The organism is Blautia sp. AF19-13LB, assembly GCF_003479105.1.
Lineage (GTDB): Bacteria > Bacillota > Clostridia > Lachnospirales > Lachnospiraceae > Fusicatenibacter > Fusicatenibacter saccharivorans.
Genome location: NZ_QUGO01000005.1, coordinates 63,670 through 81,450 on the forward strand (window position 1 = coordinate 63,670; position 17,781 = coordinate 81,450).

The following is a 17,781-nucleotide window of genomic DNA, read 5'->3' on the forward strand; positions in this document are numbered from 1 at the left end:
GTGAGAGACAAAATGTCTTTGCAGCACTGTCTGGTACTGACAGTTGCGACAGGGGCGGTATGGATGGATTTAAGAACACGCAGAATTGCAAATGAATGGATTATCACCGCATGGATCGCCGGGCTGGTTACACAGCTCATCCGCTATGGCGCCGCGGGAGCGGGTATTTTTCTTTTTGGGATGCTTTTCCCGATACTCGCACTTTACATTCTGTTCTATTTTCATATGCTGGGCGCGGGAGATATCAAACTCCTATCCGCTGTTGGAGGCTTTCTCGGTGTGCCAGCGATCCTGAAATGTATGATTGTGTCGTTCCTGTCTGGAGCGGTCTTATCTATCGGAATTATTCTCGTCTGCGGAAATTTACCGCAGCGTCTTACCAAATTTTTCAATTATTTCCAAACTTATTTTACCAAAAGAAAATACCAGAAAAAAACAGAGCCGGTTCCCTATTACGATGGGAAGTGGGGCATGGAGTGTATCCATTTTTCCGTTCCCGTGCTGATGGGAGTGCTGCTCTGGATTGGGGGATTTTATTGAATACTGCAAAGAAAAAGAGTGTTTTTGCAGTCTGTGACACGGAAATGGAATATGCACGCAATTTTATGGAATATCTGAACCAGAAGAGAAATATTCCGTTCGAAGTGCATGCATTTTCCAGTGCGGAGATGTTTCTGGAGTTCGCAAAGAATAACGAAACAGAGATTCTTCTGATTTCGGATAAAGCGATGAAAGAAGAGATCCGCCGGTATCCGATTCGTCAGATTATCATTCTGTCTGAGGGCGTACACAGTCCGGTGCTGGATCAGTATCCGGCGGTCTACAAATACCAGTCGTCGGAAAAGGTGATCCGCGAGGTCATGGCGTGCTACGGCGTAGAAAACGGTGTCGATACATCGCCTGCACTGCTGCCGAAAAAGGAAATGCGTATTATCGGCATTTATTCGCCGGTCGGACGGACGCAGAAGACCTCGTTTGCCCTGACGATGGGGCAGATTCTGGCGAAGGAGCGGGCAGTGCTGTATCTCAATATGGAGAGCTATTCCGGATTTGAACGGCTGCTGGAATGCAGCTACGACAGGGGAATGAGCGATATTCTGTATTATGCGAGACAGGAAAATCAGGGCATCATCTACAAACTGGGCGGAATGGTCCAGTCAATGCAGAACCTGGATTATCTGCCGCCCGCCGCATCGCCGATGGACATTCAGACTGCAAAATATGAAGAATGGAAATGGCTGTTTCAGGAGATTGAGAAGAACAGCAGCTATGAAGTGCTGATTCTCGACCTCGGGGATGGCGTGGCGGATCTGTATCAGATTCTGGACTTTTGCAATGAAATTTACGTTCCGATAAGGAATGATGTGATTTCTGCGGCCAAAATGGAGCAGTTTGAAAATTTGCTGCGCCGGTGGGACTGCCAGTCGGTGCTGGACAAGATGCGGAAAATCCACGTTCCGTTCCACACGGCAAACCGGACGGGAAAAGCCTACTTTGAGGAGCTTGTCTGGAGCGAGCTGGGCGACTATGTGCGTCAGATTCTGCGGGACGGCAGAAGAGGAGAAGAAACATGACAATGCCGGAAATTCTGCGGAGAAAACTGATGGAGCGGATCGATATCGCATCCGAACCGGATGACGGAGAGGTTCTCGAAGAGATTGACCGTCTGATTTTAGGGGAAGAAGAAACACGGTATCTTCCGGTGGCACAGAAGGCGGAGCTGCGCAGACAGCTGTTCTACAGTGTGCGGAGGCTCGATGTCCTGCAGGAGCTGCTGGAAGATGCGGGAATTACCGAAATTATGGTAAACGGTTATCAACATATCTTCGTGGAACGGAACGGCAGAATCGAGAGATACGGCAAAAGCTTTACCTCCGCGGAAAAGCTGGAGGATGTGATTCAGCAGATTGTAGGCCGGTGCAACCGCGTGGTGAATGAACAGAATCCGATTGTGGATGCACGGCTGGAAAATGGAGACCGCGTCAACGTTGTCATGAAACCGGTCGCATTAAACGGACCGATTCTGACCATCCGCCGCTTTCCGGAGCAGGCGGTGACGATGGAATTTCTGGTCTCCATCGGGAGTATTACAAAAGAGGCGGCAGAGTTTCTGCAGGCCCTCGTCCGGACCCGCTACAGCATGATGATCGGCGGGGCGACCGGATCTGGCAAAACGACATTTCTGAATGTGCTTTCCGCCTACATTCCAAAGGGCGAGCGCATCATAACCATCGAAGACAATGCAGAGCTGCAGATCCAGGGTGTGGAGAATCTGGTGCGGCTGGAAGCAAAAGAGGCAAATCTGGAATCAGGAACAGAAATTACGATCCGCGATCTGATCCGCGCAGCTTTGCGTATGCGGCCGAACCGTGTAATTATCGGCGAAGTGCGCGGAGCGGAAACGTTTGAATTATTATCCGCACTCAATACCGGGCATGCGGGATCTTTGAGCACGGCACATGCAAACAGCGTGAAAGATATGATCTCCCGTCTGGAAACGATGGTACTGATGGGAGTGCAGCTCCCGTTGGAAGCAATCCGCCGCCAGATTGCATCGGGAATCGAAATTCTCGTGCATTTAGGACGCGGGGAGGATGGAAGCCGTCGGGTGGAGGAGATCGCAGAGATCACAGGGATGGAGGAGGACGAAATCAAAACGGTTTCTTTGTTTCGAAGAGAATATGGGAGAGGCCTGCAAAAGACAGGCGAACTGGTACACAGAGAAAAACTGGAGGGGAAAACAGGATGAGAATACGTGAGGGAAGCCAGGTAAAGACGGGCATGGCAGAGGAGAAGGAGACGAAGGGGATTGACTATCAGACCTGGGAATTTACCGGTCGGGAATATCTCGAAATAGCGGGAATCAGTCTTGGGATTGCCGCCGCTGTGAACCTGCTCTGTTACCGGGCGTGGTGGGCATGCATTGCTGTGGTTCCGGTTGGAATCGTATGTTTTCACACGTATCGGAAAAACCGGATTCAGAGACGGAAAGAGGAGCTGTACGACAGCTTCCGGGATCTGATTGCGTGGATGCACACGGCACTGCGTTCCGGCTATTCCATGGAAAATGCAGTGCTGGAGGCGGCAGGACAGCTGGAACAGTCGCTGGGAAAAGAAAACATTCTGGTACAGGAACTGCGCCGGATGCGTCATAAAATGATGATTTCCGTGCCGGTGGAACAACTGTTTCAGGATCTTGCGGTGCGAAGCCGCATTGACGATATTGCGACGTTTGCAAGTGTACTGGTGATTGCGAAGCGGACAGGAGGAAATGTCTGCGAGATCTTTCAGAATACGTGGGATATTTTCTGTACGAGAATTGACACGATGCGGGAAATCCGTGCGGGCGTTTCTTCCCGGCGGTTCGAGCAGAATATTATGAGTGTTGTGCCGTTTGGAATTCTGGGATATGTACAGCTTTCCTTTCCGGAATTCTTAAGTGTGATGTATGGGAATGTAATCGGGGTTTTCTTCATGAGCGGATGCCTTGCCGTGTATCTGGCGGCATGGGTGCTTGGAAAGAAGATTCTGGACATTGAATTTTAAGAAGCAATTGAAGTTTAAAAAGTAAGACTGCGAATCATAACGATTCGTCCGCAAAAAAGGGGAGGAATCAAATGTTGTGGATTTGTCTGACCGCATGGGCGGGGCTGTTCATCTGGTATTTCCGGATGAGAAAAAAGGCGGAAGATCACAAATTGGTGAGACGGATTTTCTGCCTTGCAGCGACAGGGTTTATAGCGGGCACTGCACTCTGCCTTCCGATCGGAGTGCGAAAAGTTTCAGGAGATGAAAAAGCGGAACTTCAACTGGAACGGGGTGCCTTAGGCAGCCAACCGACAGAGGAAAAACTTGAGGTTTCTGTTGGAAATCAGAAACCGGAAAGAATTACACTGTCTGTACCTGCAAGAGCTTACAGCGCAGAAGAGATAGAAGAGGCGTTCAGTGCGGCGATAGAGGCGCTGGATGAAATCATCTTAGGTGAGAATCTGTCTTTTCATACGGTAAACAGAAACATGGATCTGGTTACGGAAATACCGGGAAGCCCGGTGGCGCTTAGCTGGGAAACAGACAGGCCGTTGTTGATTGACAGCCGGGGTTTGCTGTCAGACGAGATTCCCGAAGAAGGAGTGGAGGTTACGCTGAAAGCGGAACTGGAACTTCAGGGGGAAACAACAGAATATATACGGAAGGTTCAGGTCTATCCACCGGAGATAAAAGGGCGGGATGCGGTTCTTAGGGCACTGAAAAAAGCAGTGGAAAAAGAAAACGAAGCGCATCCCGAAGAAACAGCCTATTATCTGCCGGAGACACTGAACGGAGAAACTGTAACATGGTCAAAAGTGCCGGATCTGACAGGTCTGGAACTTATGGCACTTGCCGCGGCGGCAGGAGCAGTCTGCTGGGCGGCAAAAGGAAAGGAACAAGAAAAAGAAAGGCAGAAAAGAGAAGAACAGATGCTGCGGGATTATCCCGAAATTGTCAGCAAAATGGTTCTTCTTCTGGGTGCTGGGCTTGGGATGCGGAAAGTACTCGAGCGGATTGCAGTGGATTACCGGAAAAATCTGGCGCTTGGCGGGCAGAAACGTTTTGCCTATGAAGAGATTGTATTTACCTGCCAGGAGATGGAAAACGGTGTTTCCGAGCAGGAAGCGTACCAGCGCATGGGAATGCGTATGGGAACCGGAGCGTATCGTTCCCTTGCTGTTCTGCTGACGCAGAATCTGAAAAAAGGCAGTAAAGGACTGCTGGAATTATTGAAACAGGAATCGCAGGAGGCCTTTGAGGAGAGAAGAAGGCAGGCGAAAACAACAGGAGAAAAGGCATCGACAAAGCTTCTTCTTCCGATGGGCATGATGCTTGCGGTTGTATTGGTCATACTCACGGTTCCGGCATTTTTGTCCTTTTATGCATAGGGGATGTTTTTATCCCCACAACAGCTGGTAAAGAGAGGGAGGTGGGAATTATGAAGCTGATATCGGAGTTCTGGAAAGAGGAAGATGCGGTGGGTGTTGTGGAAGTGATTCTGATTCTCGTTGTGCTGATCGGACTCGTACTAATCTTTAAAAAGCAGCTTGTGAGTCTGGTCAACAGTCTGATGGAGAAGGTCACAAACCAGAGCAACACCGTATAAACGGGAAAATGTCCAATACGGAACTCCAAAGAAAAATTTAGAAGCCGGTACGGACCTATATGTCATTTGCATATCTGTGTCTCGGTATATCCTTTATCCGATCCACGGCATCTAAAGTTCGAAAAAGTAAAAGTAAAGTGGAAGGAGCTGTATCCCATGAGGGAAACAGAAAGACAGAAAAGATGGGCAGCCGGAAGCATAACAGCATATTTGTGTCTCGTTCTGATACTGATGCTTTCCCTGATTTCCGGGACAATTGCGTCGGTGCGAAATGCCCATGCACGGGTGATGACGGCCTGCGCAATGGAACAGGGACTGTATTCTCTGTTTGCCGGGTATGACAGAACACTGCTGGGACAGTACGAGCTGTTTTTTTATAACGGCGGGGATAAGAGCGGTGTCTGGAAACCTGAAACCATGAGCAGAAAAGTCGCAGAAACTGCGGGAGAAGTTCTGTCCCCCACTGCATCGGGGATGGGAATTCTATCAGGCAGTTTATCTGGCGGACAGGTTACAGAAGTTTATCTCGGCGGCTATCGTCTTGCGACAGACGAGGAGGGAAGTGCTTTCTCCCGTCAGATCTGTGAGGCAATGAAAGCCAGCCTTGGAACTTATGGAATACAGCAGCTTTCCCAGAAATTAAGAGGAGAACAGGAAACCTTGAAACGTCAGGAGGACGGACAGAGCGGTTACGAGGAAGAGGAGGTTTTAAAACAGTATGAAGAATCCAAACAGCCAGAAGAGGGAACAGAAAAAACAGAAGGTGAAGGAGAATCTGGAAACGGCACGCCTTCGGAACCGGATCAGAAGCAGCCGGTACCGGAAGATTTTGTGAATCCGATTGAGGTCATTCAAAAAGTAATGAAAATGGGAATTTTAGGACTGGTCCTCCCGGAAGGGCAGGCACTGTCGCAGGGGGAAACGGGTGTATCGTTTCTTGCATCAAAACGGGAGCTGCAGAGCGGGTTTGGCATGGCAGAGTGTGGAAAAGAACTGAGCTTTGTGGATAAGATGCTTTCGTCCGAATATATTCTGTGGAAATTTCCGTGCTTTACCAGCAAGGAGAAGAAGGAAGGGCTGCAGTGCCAGGTGGAATATGTGCTCTGCGGAAAAAACAGTGACCAGGATAATCTGGCGGGAACCGTGAACCGTCTGCTGGCGCTGCGGGAGGCGGCAAATCTGGTGTATCTGGCGAAAGATGCGCAGAAGCAGGGCGAGATGGAAGCAATGGCGGGGGTAATTGCCGCGTCATTTGGAGTTCCGGCGGCGATGCCGGTTGTGAAAATGGCACTTGCCGTGTGCTGGGCATTTGCAGAAAGCATTCTGGATCTGCGGGAACTGCTGGATGGTGGAAAAGTAGCACTGTTCAAAACGGCAGAATCGTGGCAGCTTTCTCTGGAACAGCTTCCGAAACTGCTGGAAACAGGGGATCAGAGCAGAAAAAATGCACCGGGCGGCATGGAGTATTCCGATTATCTGCGGCTGCTTTTGATGCAGAAATCGGGAAAAGCGGTAACGTTTGGAGCGATGGATCTGGTGGAATACAATATGCGGACAGAACAGCAGCAGCCGGGTTTCCGACTGGATTGCTGTGTCGATGAACTGGAAGCCGGTTTTACGGCGGTAATTGGGAAACGAGAGTATGAGATTACGAGAAATTATGGATATGAGATGCAGGGAGCAGCCTGAAAAATGGGATGACTCCGGCAGGGATACAAAAGGGTGTTCTTCTGAACGGCACATTTATTTCTGGAACCTTATCAAAAAACTTATCCACTCTTCCGGGAATTTTTATAAATCCGGATCAGGAGAGCAGCCTTTTGTAAAACGAAAATGGAACAGGGCAAGCCTGACGGTGGAAGCTTCACTGGCACTTCCTGTCTTTCTGATCGCGGTTCTTGTGTTATTAAAAATCGTGGATCTTTACCGGCTGCATGGAATGCTGACGGTATCTCTGCAGGAGTCCGCGCGGTATCTTTCCGTCTGTGCCTACGCGGTGGATGAGACGGGAAAAGAAACGTATGAAATACCGGAAACGGCCGCGTGCATTGCTTATGCAGAAGCAAAGATTCCAAAAGAAATCCGCGAAAATGGAATGGTGACACTGGCAGGAAGCCGTGTGAAAAATGGATGGCTGGAACTGAAAGCGATTTACTGGCCGAAAATGGGAAACCGCCTCGTTCCGGTGCGGAACCGGGGAATTGCAGCGTGTGCGAAAGTGCATCTGTTCTGCGGAAAGACAGAAGAGGAGGCGGATGAAGAAGAGGGCGAAGCAAAACAGATGGTGTGGGTGACTGAGAACGGCAGTGTGTATCATACCGATTCGTCGTGCAGTCATATCAATCTTTCGATCCAGGTTTCCTCACCGGGTGCGCTTGCGTGGAAACGGAATCAGGATGGAGAAAAATATAAGGAATGCGAACAGTGCGTGGGAAATGGCGCTGCGGGTGCGGAAGTTTACTATACGAAATACGGAAACCGGTATCATAACAGTCTTTCCTGCAAAGGGCTGAAACGTAAAGTAAAACTTGTAGCACTGGAACAGACGGATGGACTGCCGCAGTGCTCGAAATGCGCGAAAAAGGCGGCGTAAGAAAGCCGGATATGAGCAGAGCAGGTGTCTTCTTTCCGGGTGAGACCGGAAAGAAGGACGGTAAACAGAAACTCGGGTTTGCGGAAAGGAGGAAAATATAAGTAACTAAATATATTGTCAAATGTGATATAACGTGTTTAAATATGTAAAAGGAGAATCATATTATGAACACATCAAATATCACAAACTACAAGCCGAAAGATTTTGCTGAACTGTTAGGGATATCTGTTAAAACGTTACAGCGTTGGGACAGAGAAGGAATTTTAAAAGCAAATCGAACTCCGACCGACAGGCGTTATTATACGTATGACCAATATCTTCAATTCAAAGGCATAAATATCGAAAATGATAAACGTCAGGCAGTTATTTATGCCAGAGTATCTACAAAAAATCAAAAAGACGATTTGCAAAACCAGGTCGCATTTTTGCGACAGTTTTGTAATGCCAGAGGAATCATTGTAGACCAATGTATCGAAGAGTATGGAAGTGGTCTTAATTACAACCGCAAAAAGTGGAATAAATTATTAGATGAAGTAATGGAACAGAAAGTAAAAACGATCATCATAACCCACAAAGACAGATTTATCCGATTCGGTTATGATTGGTTTGAAAAATTCTGTATGAAATTCAATACAACGATCGTGGTGGTAAACAATGAAGAATTATCACCACAGGAAGAACTTGTACAGGACATTGTTTCCATACTTCATGTGTTCTCCTGCAGATTGTATGGACTTCGTAAGTATAAAAAACAAATAGAGAGGGACGAGGAAATTGCTAAAGAGCTTCAAGACGGAAATCCATCCGACAGAAGAGCAGAAAGTCAGGATTCATAAAACAATAGGAACTTGTAGATTTATTTACAATTTCTATCTGGCCCATAACAAGGAACTTTATCAAAATGGCGAAAAATTCATGAGCAGCAGTAAATTCAGAGTCTGGCTGAATCATGAATATCTTCCACAATATCCAGAATATTTATGGATTAAGGAAGCATACTCAAAAGCAGTGACCCAGGCGGTAAATCATGGACAAACTGCATTTAAAAAATTCTTCGATCATGAAAGTGCTTTTCCGAAGTTCAAAAAGAAAGGCAGATCTGATGTGAAGATGTATTTCGTAAAGAATAATCCGAAAGATTGTCGCTGCGAGAGACACAGAGTTAACATCCCGTCGCTTGGATGGGTTCGCATCAAAGAAAAAGGATACATTCCTACGACGAAAGAAGGATATACCATAAAAAGCGGGCATGTTTCCATGAAAGCGGGCAGATATTATGTTTCGGCTCTTATAGAAATTCCTGACAACAAAACTGCTGATCCTTCTAACGAAGGAATCGGCATCGACCTGGGGCTAAAGGATTTTGCCATTGTTTCAAATGGTAAGACCTATAAGAATATCAACAAATCAGCAAGATTAAAGAAATTAGAAAAACGACTCGTTCGGGAACAGAGATGTCTCTCCCGAAAGTATGAAAATCTAAAGAAAGGAGAGTCCACTCAAAGAGCGAATATACAAAAACAAAAACTTAAGGTACAAAAACTTCATCATAAAATAGACAATATCCGTACGGATTACATCAATAAGACAATCGCAGAGATCGTAAAAACCAAACCATCTTATATAACGATTGAAGACTTAAATGTATCGGGGATGATGAAGAACAAACATCTTTCAAGAGCAGTTGCTTCGCAGAAGTTTTACGAATTCAGAATAAAACTGAAGGCGAAAAGCAAAGAAAATGGCATTGAACTTCGGGTTGCAGACAGATGGTATCCATCATCAAAAATCTGCCATTGTTGTGGAACGATCAAGAAAGATTTAAAACTTTCCGATAGAACATTTCGATGTCATTGTGGCTATGTCGAAGACAGGGATTTCAATGCGGCACTGAATCTGAGGGACGTAAAAACTTACAAGATTGCATAAGGAAGCAAATGTAAGTATGTACCGAAGGCTATTTCGGGAATTAACGACTGTGGAGTGTACATGGACCTACGAGTAGATATGATTTCGGTCAATCAAAAGTATACACACTGAAGCAGTAAGTAAGATTCGTGAGAACTTACATTATCTCGATGTGATAAGTATATTTAATCACATTTTGAGTGGCAGGCCGCGGCTGTGTATCAGGAAGAAGTAAAGAGTGCAATTATATTGCTGTATCTTGGGATTCTTGCCGGGATGGATGTGAGGAAACGGCAGATCAGCCTTGTCCTGACCGGTGTTTTATTCCTTGCAGGCATTGGATGGCAGATTCTGGTGGAACAGACATCGTGGCTGGAATGGCTGCTGTCCCTGCTGCCGGGAGCAGGATTTCTGACGCTCAGTTATATATCACGGGAACAGGTGGGATACGGGGACGGCCTTCTGCTTCTGACGGTTGGAATCTGGCTGGGATTTGGGCAGACGTTCGGCGTTCTGACGCTGGGACTCATTCTCTGTTCGGTACTCTGCGGAGTTCTTCTGATGCGGAAGAAAATACGGAAACAGGATTCTATACCGCTGGTGCCGTTTCTGCTGCTTGGATTTGTGGGGAGGTGCGGAATGCTTTGAAAGTGAAAATGAGAAAAGCAAGTATTACGGTAGAGGCAGTTCTGGTCGTGCCGCTTGTTCTGATGGTGATTTTTCTTCTGCTGTCGCTGACATTTTTTGTGCACGCACGGAGCTGGTATACATTTGCGGCATATGAAAGCACAATGCTTGCCGCCAGTGAAGGCCGCCTGTCTGTGGAAAAAGGAGAGGCAGCCGCCCAAAGCCGGATGGAATGGTGGATTTCCCAGATACCGCTTCCGGCTGAACCGGTGACCGTACAGACGGTGTGCAGAGAAAAAGAGATTCAGATAAAAGCAGAAGGAAACATTCTGCCAATCTGGAGCCGGAACGCGTGGGAATATTCGGTTTTGAGTGAAATCAGGAGAAACAATCCGGTGAAAACGATCCGGAAGATACGGGCAGTAAAACAGATCTGGAACCAGAAGTAAGGACGGAAGCGGAGAAATGCAGATTGATTATAAAAGAGATTTGAATCATACATATGTTATTTTACAGGAGGAAAAAGAGCCGGACACGGCGTCGTATCAGATCCGTATGCTGCTGACAAACACAATCCCAGGGCTTTTGGACTGCAAAATCGGGAAAATGGATGATAAAACATTGTTTTACTATGAGGTGACATCAAAGCAGTCGCTTCAGAGTGTGTTTGAACAGCGCTCGATTGGGGCGGAGGCGCTGCGGAAACTGTTTGAACAGCTGCTGGATCTTCTCGAAGAACTGGGGCAGTACCTGCTTGCACCGGACGGTCTCGTTCTGCAGCCGGAGCTGGTTTTTGCAGATGCAAATCTGGAGAACTTTTCCTTCTGTTATCTGCCGGGAAAGCAGGGACACACAGGCTGTTTTCAGAAGCAGATCCGGGAGCTGATGGAATATCTGCTGCCGAAGCTGGATCACCAGGAGCAGGATGCGGTGGTACTCGGGTATGGACTGTATCGGGAGATTTCGGCGGAGATCTTTTCGGTTGAGATGATTCAGGCACTCTTATATCAGACAGGGAAAGAGAAGAAAGAAACGACGGAGCAGGAGGGAAAAGAGCGTCCTAGGGAAGAAAATCCGCCTGTACAGATGGAGGAAACACTTTGGGGAGAACAAGAAGCGGAAGCGGCGGAAAATTTTTTTGTGGAAGCGGAGGAAGAAAAGGATGAAGGACGCTGGAAAAATATTGTGGAAGCAGTGATCTGCATCGGATTTCTGGGAGGTGTGCTGGCACTGCGGTGGACACAGGCCGAAACTGTTTGGTATCTGGTGCTGGGAGGAGCGGCGGCTGTTGTGGGAATTGTAAGTCTGGCATTGGAACTTGCCAGCCGATGGAAAAAGCGGCAGTCGGGAACAGAAACAGGAAGCTATGGGAAGGCCGCAGGAATCCGGAAACAAGGAGAAACAGGAGATGTATTTTCGGAATATCAGAATCGGAAGGGCTTAAAACAGAAAGATAGAACATGGAATCCGAAAAGCGATACAGAACAGCAGGGATGGAAAAGGGATTCCTCAGTCGAAAAAGAGAAAACATGGGAAAAGAATGAAGAACAGGAAAACAGAAAGATGCACAGCCTGATGGAATTGGAGGGGCATGAAGAGGATCTGTTTGGAAAAACGGAACTGCTGACCAGCCCGGAGGATGAGGGAAGGGCATATCTGATTCCGATAGATCCGATTGATCTTCCGCTGATTCCGATTGAACGCGGAAGCACATTGATTGGAAAACTGTCAGCGGCGGCAGATGTAATTCTGCCATACCGTACGGTAAGCCGCCTTCACGCAAAGCTGGTCAGTACAGAAGAGGGAGATTATCTGCTGGATCTGAATTCGCGGAACGGAACAACGGTGAATGGCGTTCCATTGATGGGCGAGACAAAAAAGAAGCTGGAGGATGGAGACGATATCTCATTTGCCGGGAAGAAATACCGGTATAAGGCGGGAGAGAAAAACAGAAATTAGAGAAAAATGACGCATTACACTTTTTCGATTTGGAGAAAGCGCTGGATGCGTTATTTTTAATATGGCAGAATGATCAAAGAAAAAAGTTATGCGAATGAAACAAAAATATTATAGAAAAGAAAATTATGCATAAAATTAAAAAAAGAAATAATGTAAAAAATAATGTCATAAAACGTCGAAAGCCGTCGTGAAGCGTCAATAATTGTCGAAAAACGTTTATCAAAAAAGAAAAAAATTTGACGATTTCTTGCATTTACAAGTGAATTAAATTATAATAAAAAAATAGCACAGATAAGGAAATGATGTAATGGAAGAACAAAGGAAAAACAGTTACGATCCGAACGAAGATATCGTGGACCGTATGTGGAAGAGGTCAAAAAACAGCATCAATCTGGTCATCGTCGTATGCAATATTCTGGTATTCCTTGCAGTCACACTGACCGGAGGGACAGAGAGCTCCAGACATATGATGGACTGCGGTGCGGCGTATGCGCCGCTGATTGAGAGCGGAGAATACTATCGCCTGTTTACGAGTATGTTTCTTCACTTTGGCATCCAGCATCTGATCAACAACATGCTGCTTCTTTTGTTCCTTGGGGATTACCTAGAACGCGCAGTTGGAAAGATCCGTTATCTGGTCATCTATCTGGGCGGCGGACTCGTCGGAAATCTGTGCTCGTATCTGCATGAACTGTCCCTGATGAAAACAGGGGAAGCACCGGCAGTTTCCGCCGGCGCTTCGGGAGCGATTTTTTCTGCTGTCGGAGCGATGCTTGTTCTTCTGGCATTTCGGAAAGGAAGGCTGGAGGATCTCACCTTCCGGAGGATGGCCGTCATGGCTGTCCTTTCGCTGCTGGTCGGATTCCAGTCTTCAAATGTGGACAACTTCGCACACATCGGCGGTTTTCTGGCAGGTGCAGTCCTGATGGCGGTTCTCTATCCGGGAATGGCAAGGATCAGGAAAAGGGGAAAACGACCGTAAAGGTGCTTCCTTCCCCGGGAACGGAAGAAACGGAAATCGTGCCGTCGTGTGCGGTTACAATTTCCTTGCAGATGGCAAGTCCAAGGCCGGTTCCGTTTTTCTTATGTGTGACAAAAAGGTCAAAGAGAGTCGGCAGATCCTCGGCGGGGATTCCGCAGCCAGTGTCCTGCACACGGATGGTCAGAAAGTCACCGTCGAAACAGAGAGAGATTTTGATCGTTCCGCCGGAAGGCATTGCTTCCGCCGCATTTCGGATCAGGTTCAGAAAAAGCTGACGAAATTGCGTGGTATCAAGGGCAAAGCGCGGAATGGCAGATTCCTTGACAAGTTCAATGGAAACCTGTTGTTTTTCGAGGAGAACGCCGGTATCGGCACAGAGATTCTGGAGCAGAAGATAAGGATTCACGTAAGCGCGTACCGCCCGATATGAATGATTATAGCAGGAGAGCTCATCGAGCAGGGAGTTCAGAAAAGCCATATTTTCCTGGATTTTCTGAAAATAGAGATCGTTGGAAAGCTCCGGATGCGCTAAAAGAAGAAGCTGATGAAAGCTGTGGATAACCGCAACAGGATTTCGAACCTCATGTGAAATCCGGGAAATCATAGCGTGACATTCTTCCGATAAGCCCTGTGAATTGGTTGTTGGTTCTTTTGACATAGCCGTATCCTCCTTATGATGCGTAGGTAATGATTTTTGATTAGGCAAAAGTTTAGCATTGAAAGGGGGAGCGCGCAACAAAAAGCGTTCTGCATTATTTGACATTTTTCGACAAATAGTGAGAAAATAGAGTTGTTCGGAACCGTGCAGAACGGGATTCGGAACAACAGAAAAATTAAAAAAAGTAAAGGAGAAAAAGATCATGGATTGTATTTTTTGTAAATTAGCAAACGGAGAAATTCCAACCGCGACACTGTATGAGGATGATGAGTTCCGTGTCATTCTGGATCAGGGACCGGCAACGAAAGGACATGCGCTGATTCTTCCAAAACAGCATTTTGCAAACATTTATGAAATTCCGGATGAAACCGCAGCGAAAGCAATGATTCTCGGCAAAAAAATGGCGACGGCCATGACGAAAGCGCTTCATTCCGATGGCTTCAATCTGGTACAGAACAATGGTGAGGCAGCAGGACAGACGGTATTCCACTTCCATATGCATCTGATTCCAAGATATGAAGGTGACAATGCCGGTATTGCTGCATGGAAGCAGGGAACTCTCGAGGATGCGGTAAAAGAGCAGATCATTGAGAGCGTGACGGCAGAGCTGAAGGCCTGAGAAAAGGCTGGCAGCAGCCAGAAAAAGAATCAATGACAGACGAACAGGGGCGGAGAACAATGGACAAAAATAACTTTTCAGAAATATATAAAAAGTATGTAATGACAGCCTATTCAGCCGCAATGCAGGTGGTGCACAATGAAGCCGATGCGGATGATATCGCACAGGAAACGATGGTGAAACTGTACCTGAATATTGATGCGCTGGATGAAGACAGAGTAGAAGGCTGGGTCCGTGTCGCTGCAAAGAATCTGGGAATTGATTATCAAAGAAAAGCACAACGTTTTGACTGGAACGAACTGGATGAGGATCTTCGGGCGGAAGAGATGGAACTTCCGACGCTTGCAGAGGAAGAAAAGCAGGAGAGAAATCATTTTTTTCGGGAAGTGATGGATGCACTGAAAGATCATGATGAATCGGGTTATTATATTACGCGTGAAATCAAGGTGCATGAGCGTTCGGAAAAGGAAGTAGCATCCGAAATGGGTATCACCATAGGAAATCTGCGGGTGAAAATGACCCGGACGAAAAAATGGCTTTGCCAGCACTTTGCTGACAAAGCCAGAGAAAGGGGATTTCTGTAGTTACTATTTACGTTCGCATTCCTGGATCAGGGAAAGGATGTGGCCGATGGAATCGGTGTGGCTGCTCTTCTTCATCGCATTGATATAGGTCTGACGGTTTTCGTAAACCTCACGGATTGCGGACTGAAGAGTCTGCGCATTCACGGATTCTTCTTCCAGAACTTTACTGTAACCCTGACGCTCAAAGGAACGCGCATTTAAAATCTGGTCTCCGCGGCTGGCATTGGCAGAAAGCGGAATCAGAATGTTTGGTTTTGCCAGAGCACTGATTTCGCAGATCGCATTTGCGCCGGCGCGGGAGATGATCAGATCTGCTGCGGCGAAGAGATCCGGGAGCTCATCTTTGATGTACTCGAACTGAACGTAACCTTCGGTGCCGTTTAAGGATGCATCCAGTTTATCTTTACCGCAGAGATGAATCACCTGGAAATCTTTCAGAAGTTCTGGTAAAATAGAACGGACCGCATTATTGACAGCGACGGAACCGAGGCTTCCTCCGATGACGAGAATAACCGGTTTTGCGGCATTGAATCCGCAGAACTTCAGGCCTTCCCGCGCATCGCCGGACAGCAGTTCCTGGCGGATTGGCGTTCCGGTCAGAACGGCTTTGTTTTCCGGGAGACATTTAACGGTTTCCGGGAAATTACAGCAGACCTTTGCAGCGGACGGAATACATAGCTTATTTGCCAGGCCAGGCGTCATATCTGATTCATGGATGAGCGCCGGGACTTTACATGCTTTGGCGGCAAGGACAACCGGTACCGAAACGAAGCCGCCTTTGGAGAAGACAACGTTTGGTTTCAACTTTTTGAGCAGTTTTTTTGCTTCAAAGTAGCCTTTTACGACGCGGAATGGATCGGAAAAGTTTTTCGGATCGAAGTAGCGGCGCAGCTTTCCAGATGAAATTCCGTAGTACGGAATGCCGAGATCTTCGATCAGCTTGCGCTCCATACCGTCGTAGGAACCGATATAAGAGATTTTATAACCTGCTTCCTTTAATTTTGGAATCAGGGCAATATTCGGGGTAACATGGCCGGCGGTACCTCCGCCTGTCAGAACAATATGCTTCATGAGAATTCCTCCCTGGAATTTGATAATATCATTTGGCTTTTATTATCCCCTCAAGAAGAAAAAAAGTCAAGAGCGGTTACAACATGGAAAATGCCGAGGAACGGAAGAAGATGAAAAAGATAGAAAAAGAAGAACAGCTGAAAAAGAAACTGGAGCAGACGATGGAAGAAAAAATGGCTGCGGATTCGAAAACGGTGGGAGGGGAATCGGCAGTTGTAAAGGCAGAGGAAGGAAACACAGCAACAGAACAGGAGCCGGAGGCTGCGCCTGCACTTTCAGAGGAAGAACTGAACGCAATGTACGAGCGCTTCCAGCAGCGACTCCAGAAGGAAGGACTCGCGGACGCGGAAGGCAACCCGACAGAAAAAACACTGGAGATCCGCCGCCAGATCGTGGAGAGAAAGGTGGAACGCGAAAAGCAGGCGGAGAGACAGAAGAAGATTGCAAAGAGAGCGAAAACAACAAAACACTGGGTACAGACGGCAAAGGCGGCTGGTGTTGTGTTGGTTGTGGGAGCTTGCGTGTTTGGAGCCAGTATGACGAGCGAGGCGAATCGGATTCGGTTGGTGGAGACGATTAGTGGGGTTCGGAATTCAGGAGATACTACATGGGTTGATAATGGAGAAGACAGAAAATATACAGCAGAAGATTGGGATAAGGTAAAAGAAGAAATAAGGGATAAGTTGCATATAGCGGTACCTGAATTTTATTATATTCCGGAAGGAATGGAATATAGCGGGAGTTCTATATTACAAGAAATACAGGTGGCTATTATCAAGTACAGATATAATGAACACATAGTGTATTTTCAATTATCAGCAAACGAGAAAGATTTATCGCAAGGTAATTGGAAAGATAGGGAAAAAGTTGAAGTAGAGACGCTTGATGACACTGTAGAGGTTGAAATGGGAACAATATCTGAAAATGGTGAAGAAAATTATTATGTTATATGGAAATATAAAGATGGATATTATGAGTTAAGTGGTCAAATAGAAAAAGAGGAATTGATAAAAATTTTGAATGAAATGCAGTATAATATGTAATTGATTTAAAATTAATACGTATATATCATGTAGATGAGACGAGGGGAAAGAGGAAGTATGAAAAAGGTTATGAATTTAAAAAGCTTACTTTTTTGTGCGATGCTCGTTTTGACGCTGGCTGTAAATACGGTGAGTGTACAGGCAGATGCATTAGATTATTTAGGTAATACAATTGATGGATCTGTATTGACAAATGAAACAGAATCAATTGGGAATTACCAAAGCGTGGCAAGAAGTACATATCTTCATCAGGGGTTTGTGAGAATTACAAATAATGGTAATGGATATATTGGAATAGGTGGCGGAACAGAGTGTAATGTTACTTGTGGAACTGTAAAATTAAATATTTATTTGGAACGTTCGACAGGATCAGGCAGTTTTTATAGTTACAAAAAGTGGGAAAATGTAGACTATAATACGGATTCTTTATTTATGAGTAAGGAAATAAAAGTAGAAAAAGGTTATTATTACCGTTTAAGAGGTTATCATTCCTGTACTAAGAGTGGTGTTACTGAGAATGGTGGAAGTTCAACCAATGGAATCTATATTGGATAATAATTTTTCACCTAACATGTAGATATCAATATTGAAAACAAGCAAAAG

General features: G+C 46.4%; 20 protein-coding genes. 18 read left to right on the top strand and 2 right to left on the bottom strand.

Going from position 1 to position 17,781, the window contains the following annotated elements; translation table 11 throughout:
- Positions 1-12: 12 nt before the first annotated feature.
- From DWX32_RS06610 to DWX32_RS06675, 14 genes are all read left to right on the top strand, one after another.
- Positions 13-540, top strand: a complete 528-nt coding sequence (locus DWX32_RS06610; protein WP_022461951.1) for an A24 family peptidase — start codon at positions 13-15, stop codon at positions 538-540.
- Positions 537-1,574, top strand: coding sequence for a hypothetical protein (locus tag DWX32_RS06615; protein ID WP_226906364.1), 1,038 nt, complete (start codon positions 537-539; stop codon positions 1,572-1,574). The genes DWX32_RS06610 and DWX32_RS06615 overlap by 4 nt, the downstream gene beginning before the upstream one ends.
- Positions 1,571-2,749, top strand: coding sequence for a CpaF family protein (locus DWX32_RS06620; RefSeq protein ID WP_117761919.1), 1,179 nt, complete (start codon positions 1,571-1,573; stop codon positions 2,747-2,749). The genes DWX32_RS06615 and DWX32_RS06620 overlap by 4 nt, the downstream gene beginning before the upstream one ends.
- Entirely contained in the window at positions 2,746-3,546 is an 801-nt protein-coding gene (locus DWX32_RS06625; RefSeq protein WP_117761920.1) for a type II secretion system F family protein, read from the top strand. The genes DWX32_RS06620 and DWX32_RS06625 overlap by 4 nt, the downstream gene beginning before the upstream one ends.
- Positions 3,547-3,617: 71 nt before the next feature.
- A complete protein-coding gene (locus DWX32_RS06630; protein WP_117761921.1) occupies positions 3,618-4,916 on the top strand; it encodes a type II secretion system F family protein in 1,299 nt (432 codons plus the stop codon).
- A gap of 50 nt (positions 4,917-4,966) precedes the next feature.
- Positions 4,967-5,134, top strand: a complete 168-nt coding sequence (locus DWX32_RS06635; protein WP_022461946.1) for a Flp1 family type IVb pilin — start codon at positions 4,967-4,969, stop codon at positions 5,132-5,134.
- A 156-nt stretch (positions 5,135-5,290) separates the two neighbouring features.
- Positions 5,291-6,823: a DUF5702 domain-containing protein gene (locus DWX32_RS06640; RefSeq protein WP_117761922.1), complete on the top strand. Its 1,533-nt coding sequence runs from the start codon at positions 5,291-5,293 to the stop codon at positions 6,821-6,823.
- Entirely contained in the window at positions 6,777-7,727 is a 951-nt protein-coding gene (locus DWX32_RS06645) for a TadE/TadG family type IV pilus assembly protein (protein ID WP_147342475.1), read from the top strand. The genes DWX32_RS06640 and DWX32_RS06645 overlap by 47 nt, the downstream gene beginning before the upstream one ends.
- Before the next feature lie 179 nt (positions 7,728-7,906).
- Entirely contained in the window at positions 7,907-8,563 is a 657-nt protein-coding gene (locus DWX32_RS06650) for an IS607 family transposase (RefSeq protein ID WP_172680768.1), read from the top strand.
- A complete protein-coding gene (locus DWX32_RS06655) occupies positions 8,502-9,656 on the top strand; it encodes an RNA-guided endonuclease InsQ/TnpB family protein (protein ID WP_055265539.1) in 1,155 nt (384 codons plus the stop codon). The genes DWX32_RS06650 and DWX32_RS06655 overlap by 62 nt, the downstream gene beginning before the upstream one ends.
- Positions 9,657-9,851: 195 nt before the next feature.
- A complete protein-coding gene (locus DWX32_RS06660; RefSeq protein WP_022461943.1) occupies positions 9,852-10,283 on the top strand; it encodes a prepilin peptidase in 432 nt (143 codons plus the stop codon).
- 2 nt (positions 10,284-10,285) lie between these two features.
- On the top strand, positions 10,286-10,711 hold the full coding sequence (locus DWX32_RS06665; protein WP_243004587.1) for a TadE/TadG family type IV pilus assembly protein: 426 nt from the start codon (positions 10,286-10,288) through the stop codon (positions 10,709-10,711).
- A 16-nt stretch (positions 10,712-10,727) separates the two neighbouring features.
- Positions 10,728-12,221 (top strand): DUF6382 domain-containing protein, encoded by a 1,494-nt coding sequence (locus DWX32_RS06670; protein ID WP_118659444.1) that lies wholly within the window; start codon positions 10,728-10,730, stop codon positions 12,219-12,221.
- Positions 12,222-12,528: 307 nt separating this feature from the next.
- Positions 12,529-13,203, top strand: coding sequence for a rhomboid family intramembrane serine protease (locus DWX32_RS06675; protein WP_226906363.1), 675 nt, complete (start codon positions 12,529-12,531; stop codon positions 13,201-13,203).
- Here DWX32_RS06675 and DWX32_RS06680 read toward each other — a convergent pair.
- A complete protein-coding gene (locus DWX32_RS06680) occupies positions 13,178-13,861 on the bottom strand; it encodes a two-component system sensor histidine kinase NtrB (protein ID WP_055219129.1) in 684 nt (227 codons plus the stop codon). The genes DWX32_RS06675 and DWX32_RS06680 overlap by 26 nt on opposite strands.
- Positions 13,862-14,063: 202 nt before the next feature.
- Between DWX32_RS06680 and DWX32_RS06685 the strand changes: the two genes are divergently transcribed.
- Complete coding sequence (locus DWX32_RS06685) at positions 14,064-14,480, top strand: HIT family protein (RefSeq protein WP_172680766.1); 417 nt, start codon at positions 14,064-14,066, stop codon at positions 14,478-14,480.
- Positions 14,481-14,539: 59 nt separating this feature from the next.
- On the top strand, positions 14,540-15,064 hold the full coding sequence (locus DWX32_RS06690; RefSeq protein WP_158568584.1) for an RNA polymerase sigma factor: 525 nt from the start codon (positions 14,540-14,542) through the stop codon (positions 15,062-15,064).
- A gap of 3 nt (positions 15,065-15,067) precedes the next feature.
- Here DWX32_RS06690 and DWX32_RS06695 read toward each other — a convergent pair whose 3' ends face one another.
- Positions 15,068-16,135, bottom strand: a complete 1,068-nt coding sequence (locus DWX32_RS06695) for an undecaprenyldiphospho-muramoylpentapeptide beta-N-acetylglucosaminyltransferase (RefSeq protein WP_118659446.1) — start codon at positions 16,133-16,135, stop codon at positions 15,068-15,070.
- A gap of 161 nt (positions 16,136-16,296) precedes the next feature.
- On the opposite strand from DWX32_RS06695, the gene DWX32_RS06700 reads away from it, so the two are divergent.
- Both DWX32_RS06700 and DWX32_RS06705 read left to right on the top strand, forming a co-directional pair.
- Positions 16,297-17,178: a DUF4367 domain-containing protein gene (locus tag DWX32_RS06700; protein WP_158579560.1), complete on the top strand. Its 882-nt coding sequence runs from the start codon at positions 16,297-16,299 to the stop codon at positions 17,176-17,178.
- Between the two features lie 57 nt (positions 17,179-17,235).
- Positions 17,236-17,733 (top strand): DUF6147 family protein, encoded by a 498-nt coding sequence (locus DWX32_RS06705; protein ID WP_118659450.1) that lies wholly within the window; start codon positions 17,236-17,238, stop codon positions 17,731-17,733.
- The last annotated feature ends 48 nt before the right edge of the window (positions 17,734-17,781 follow it).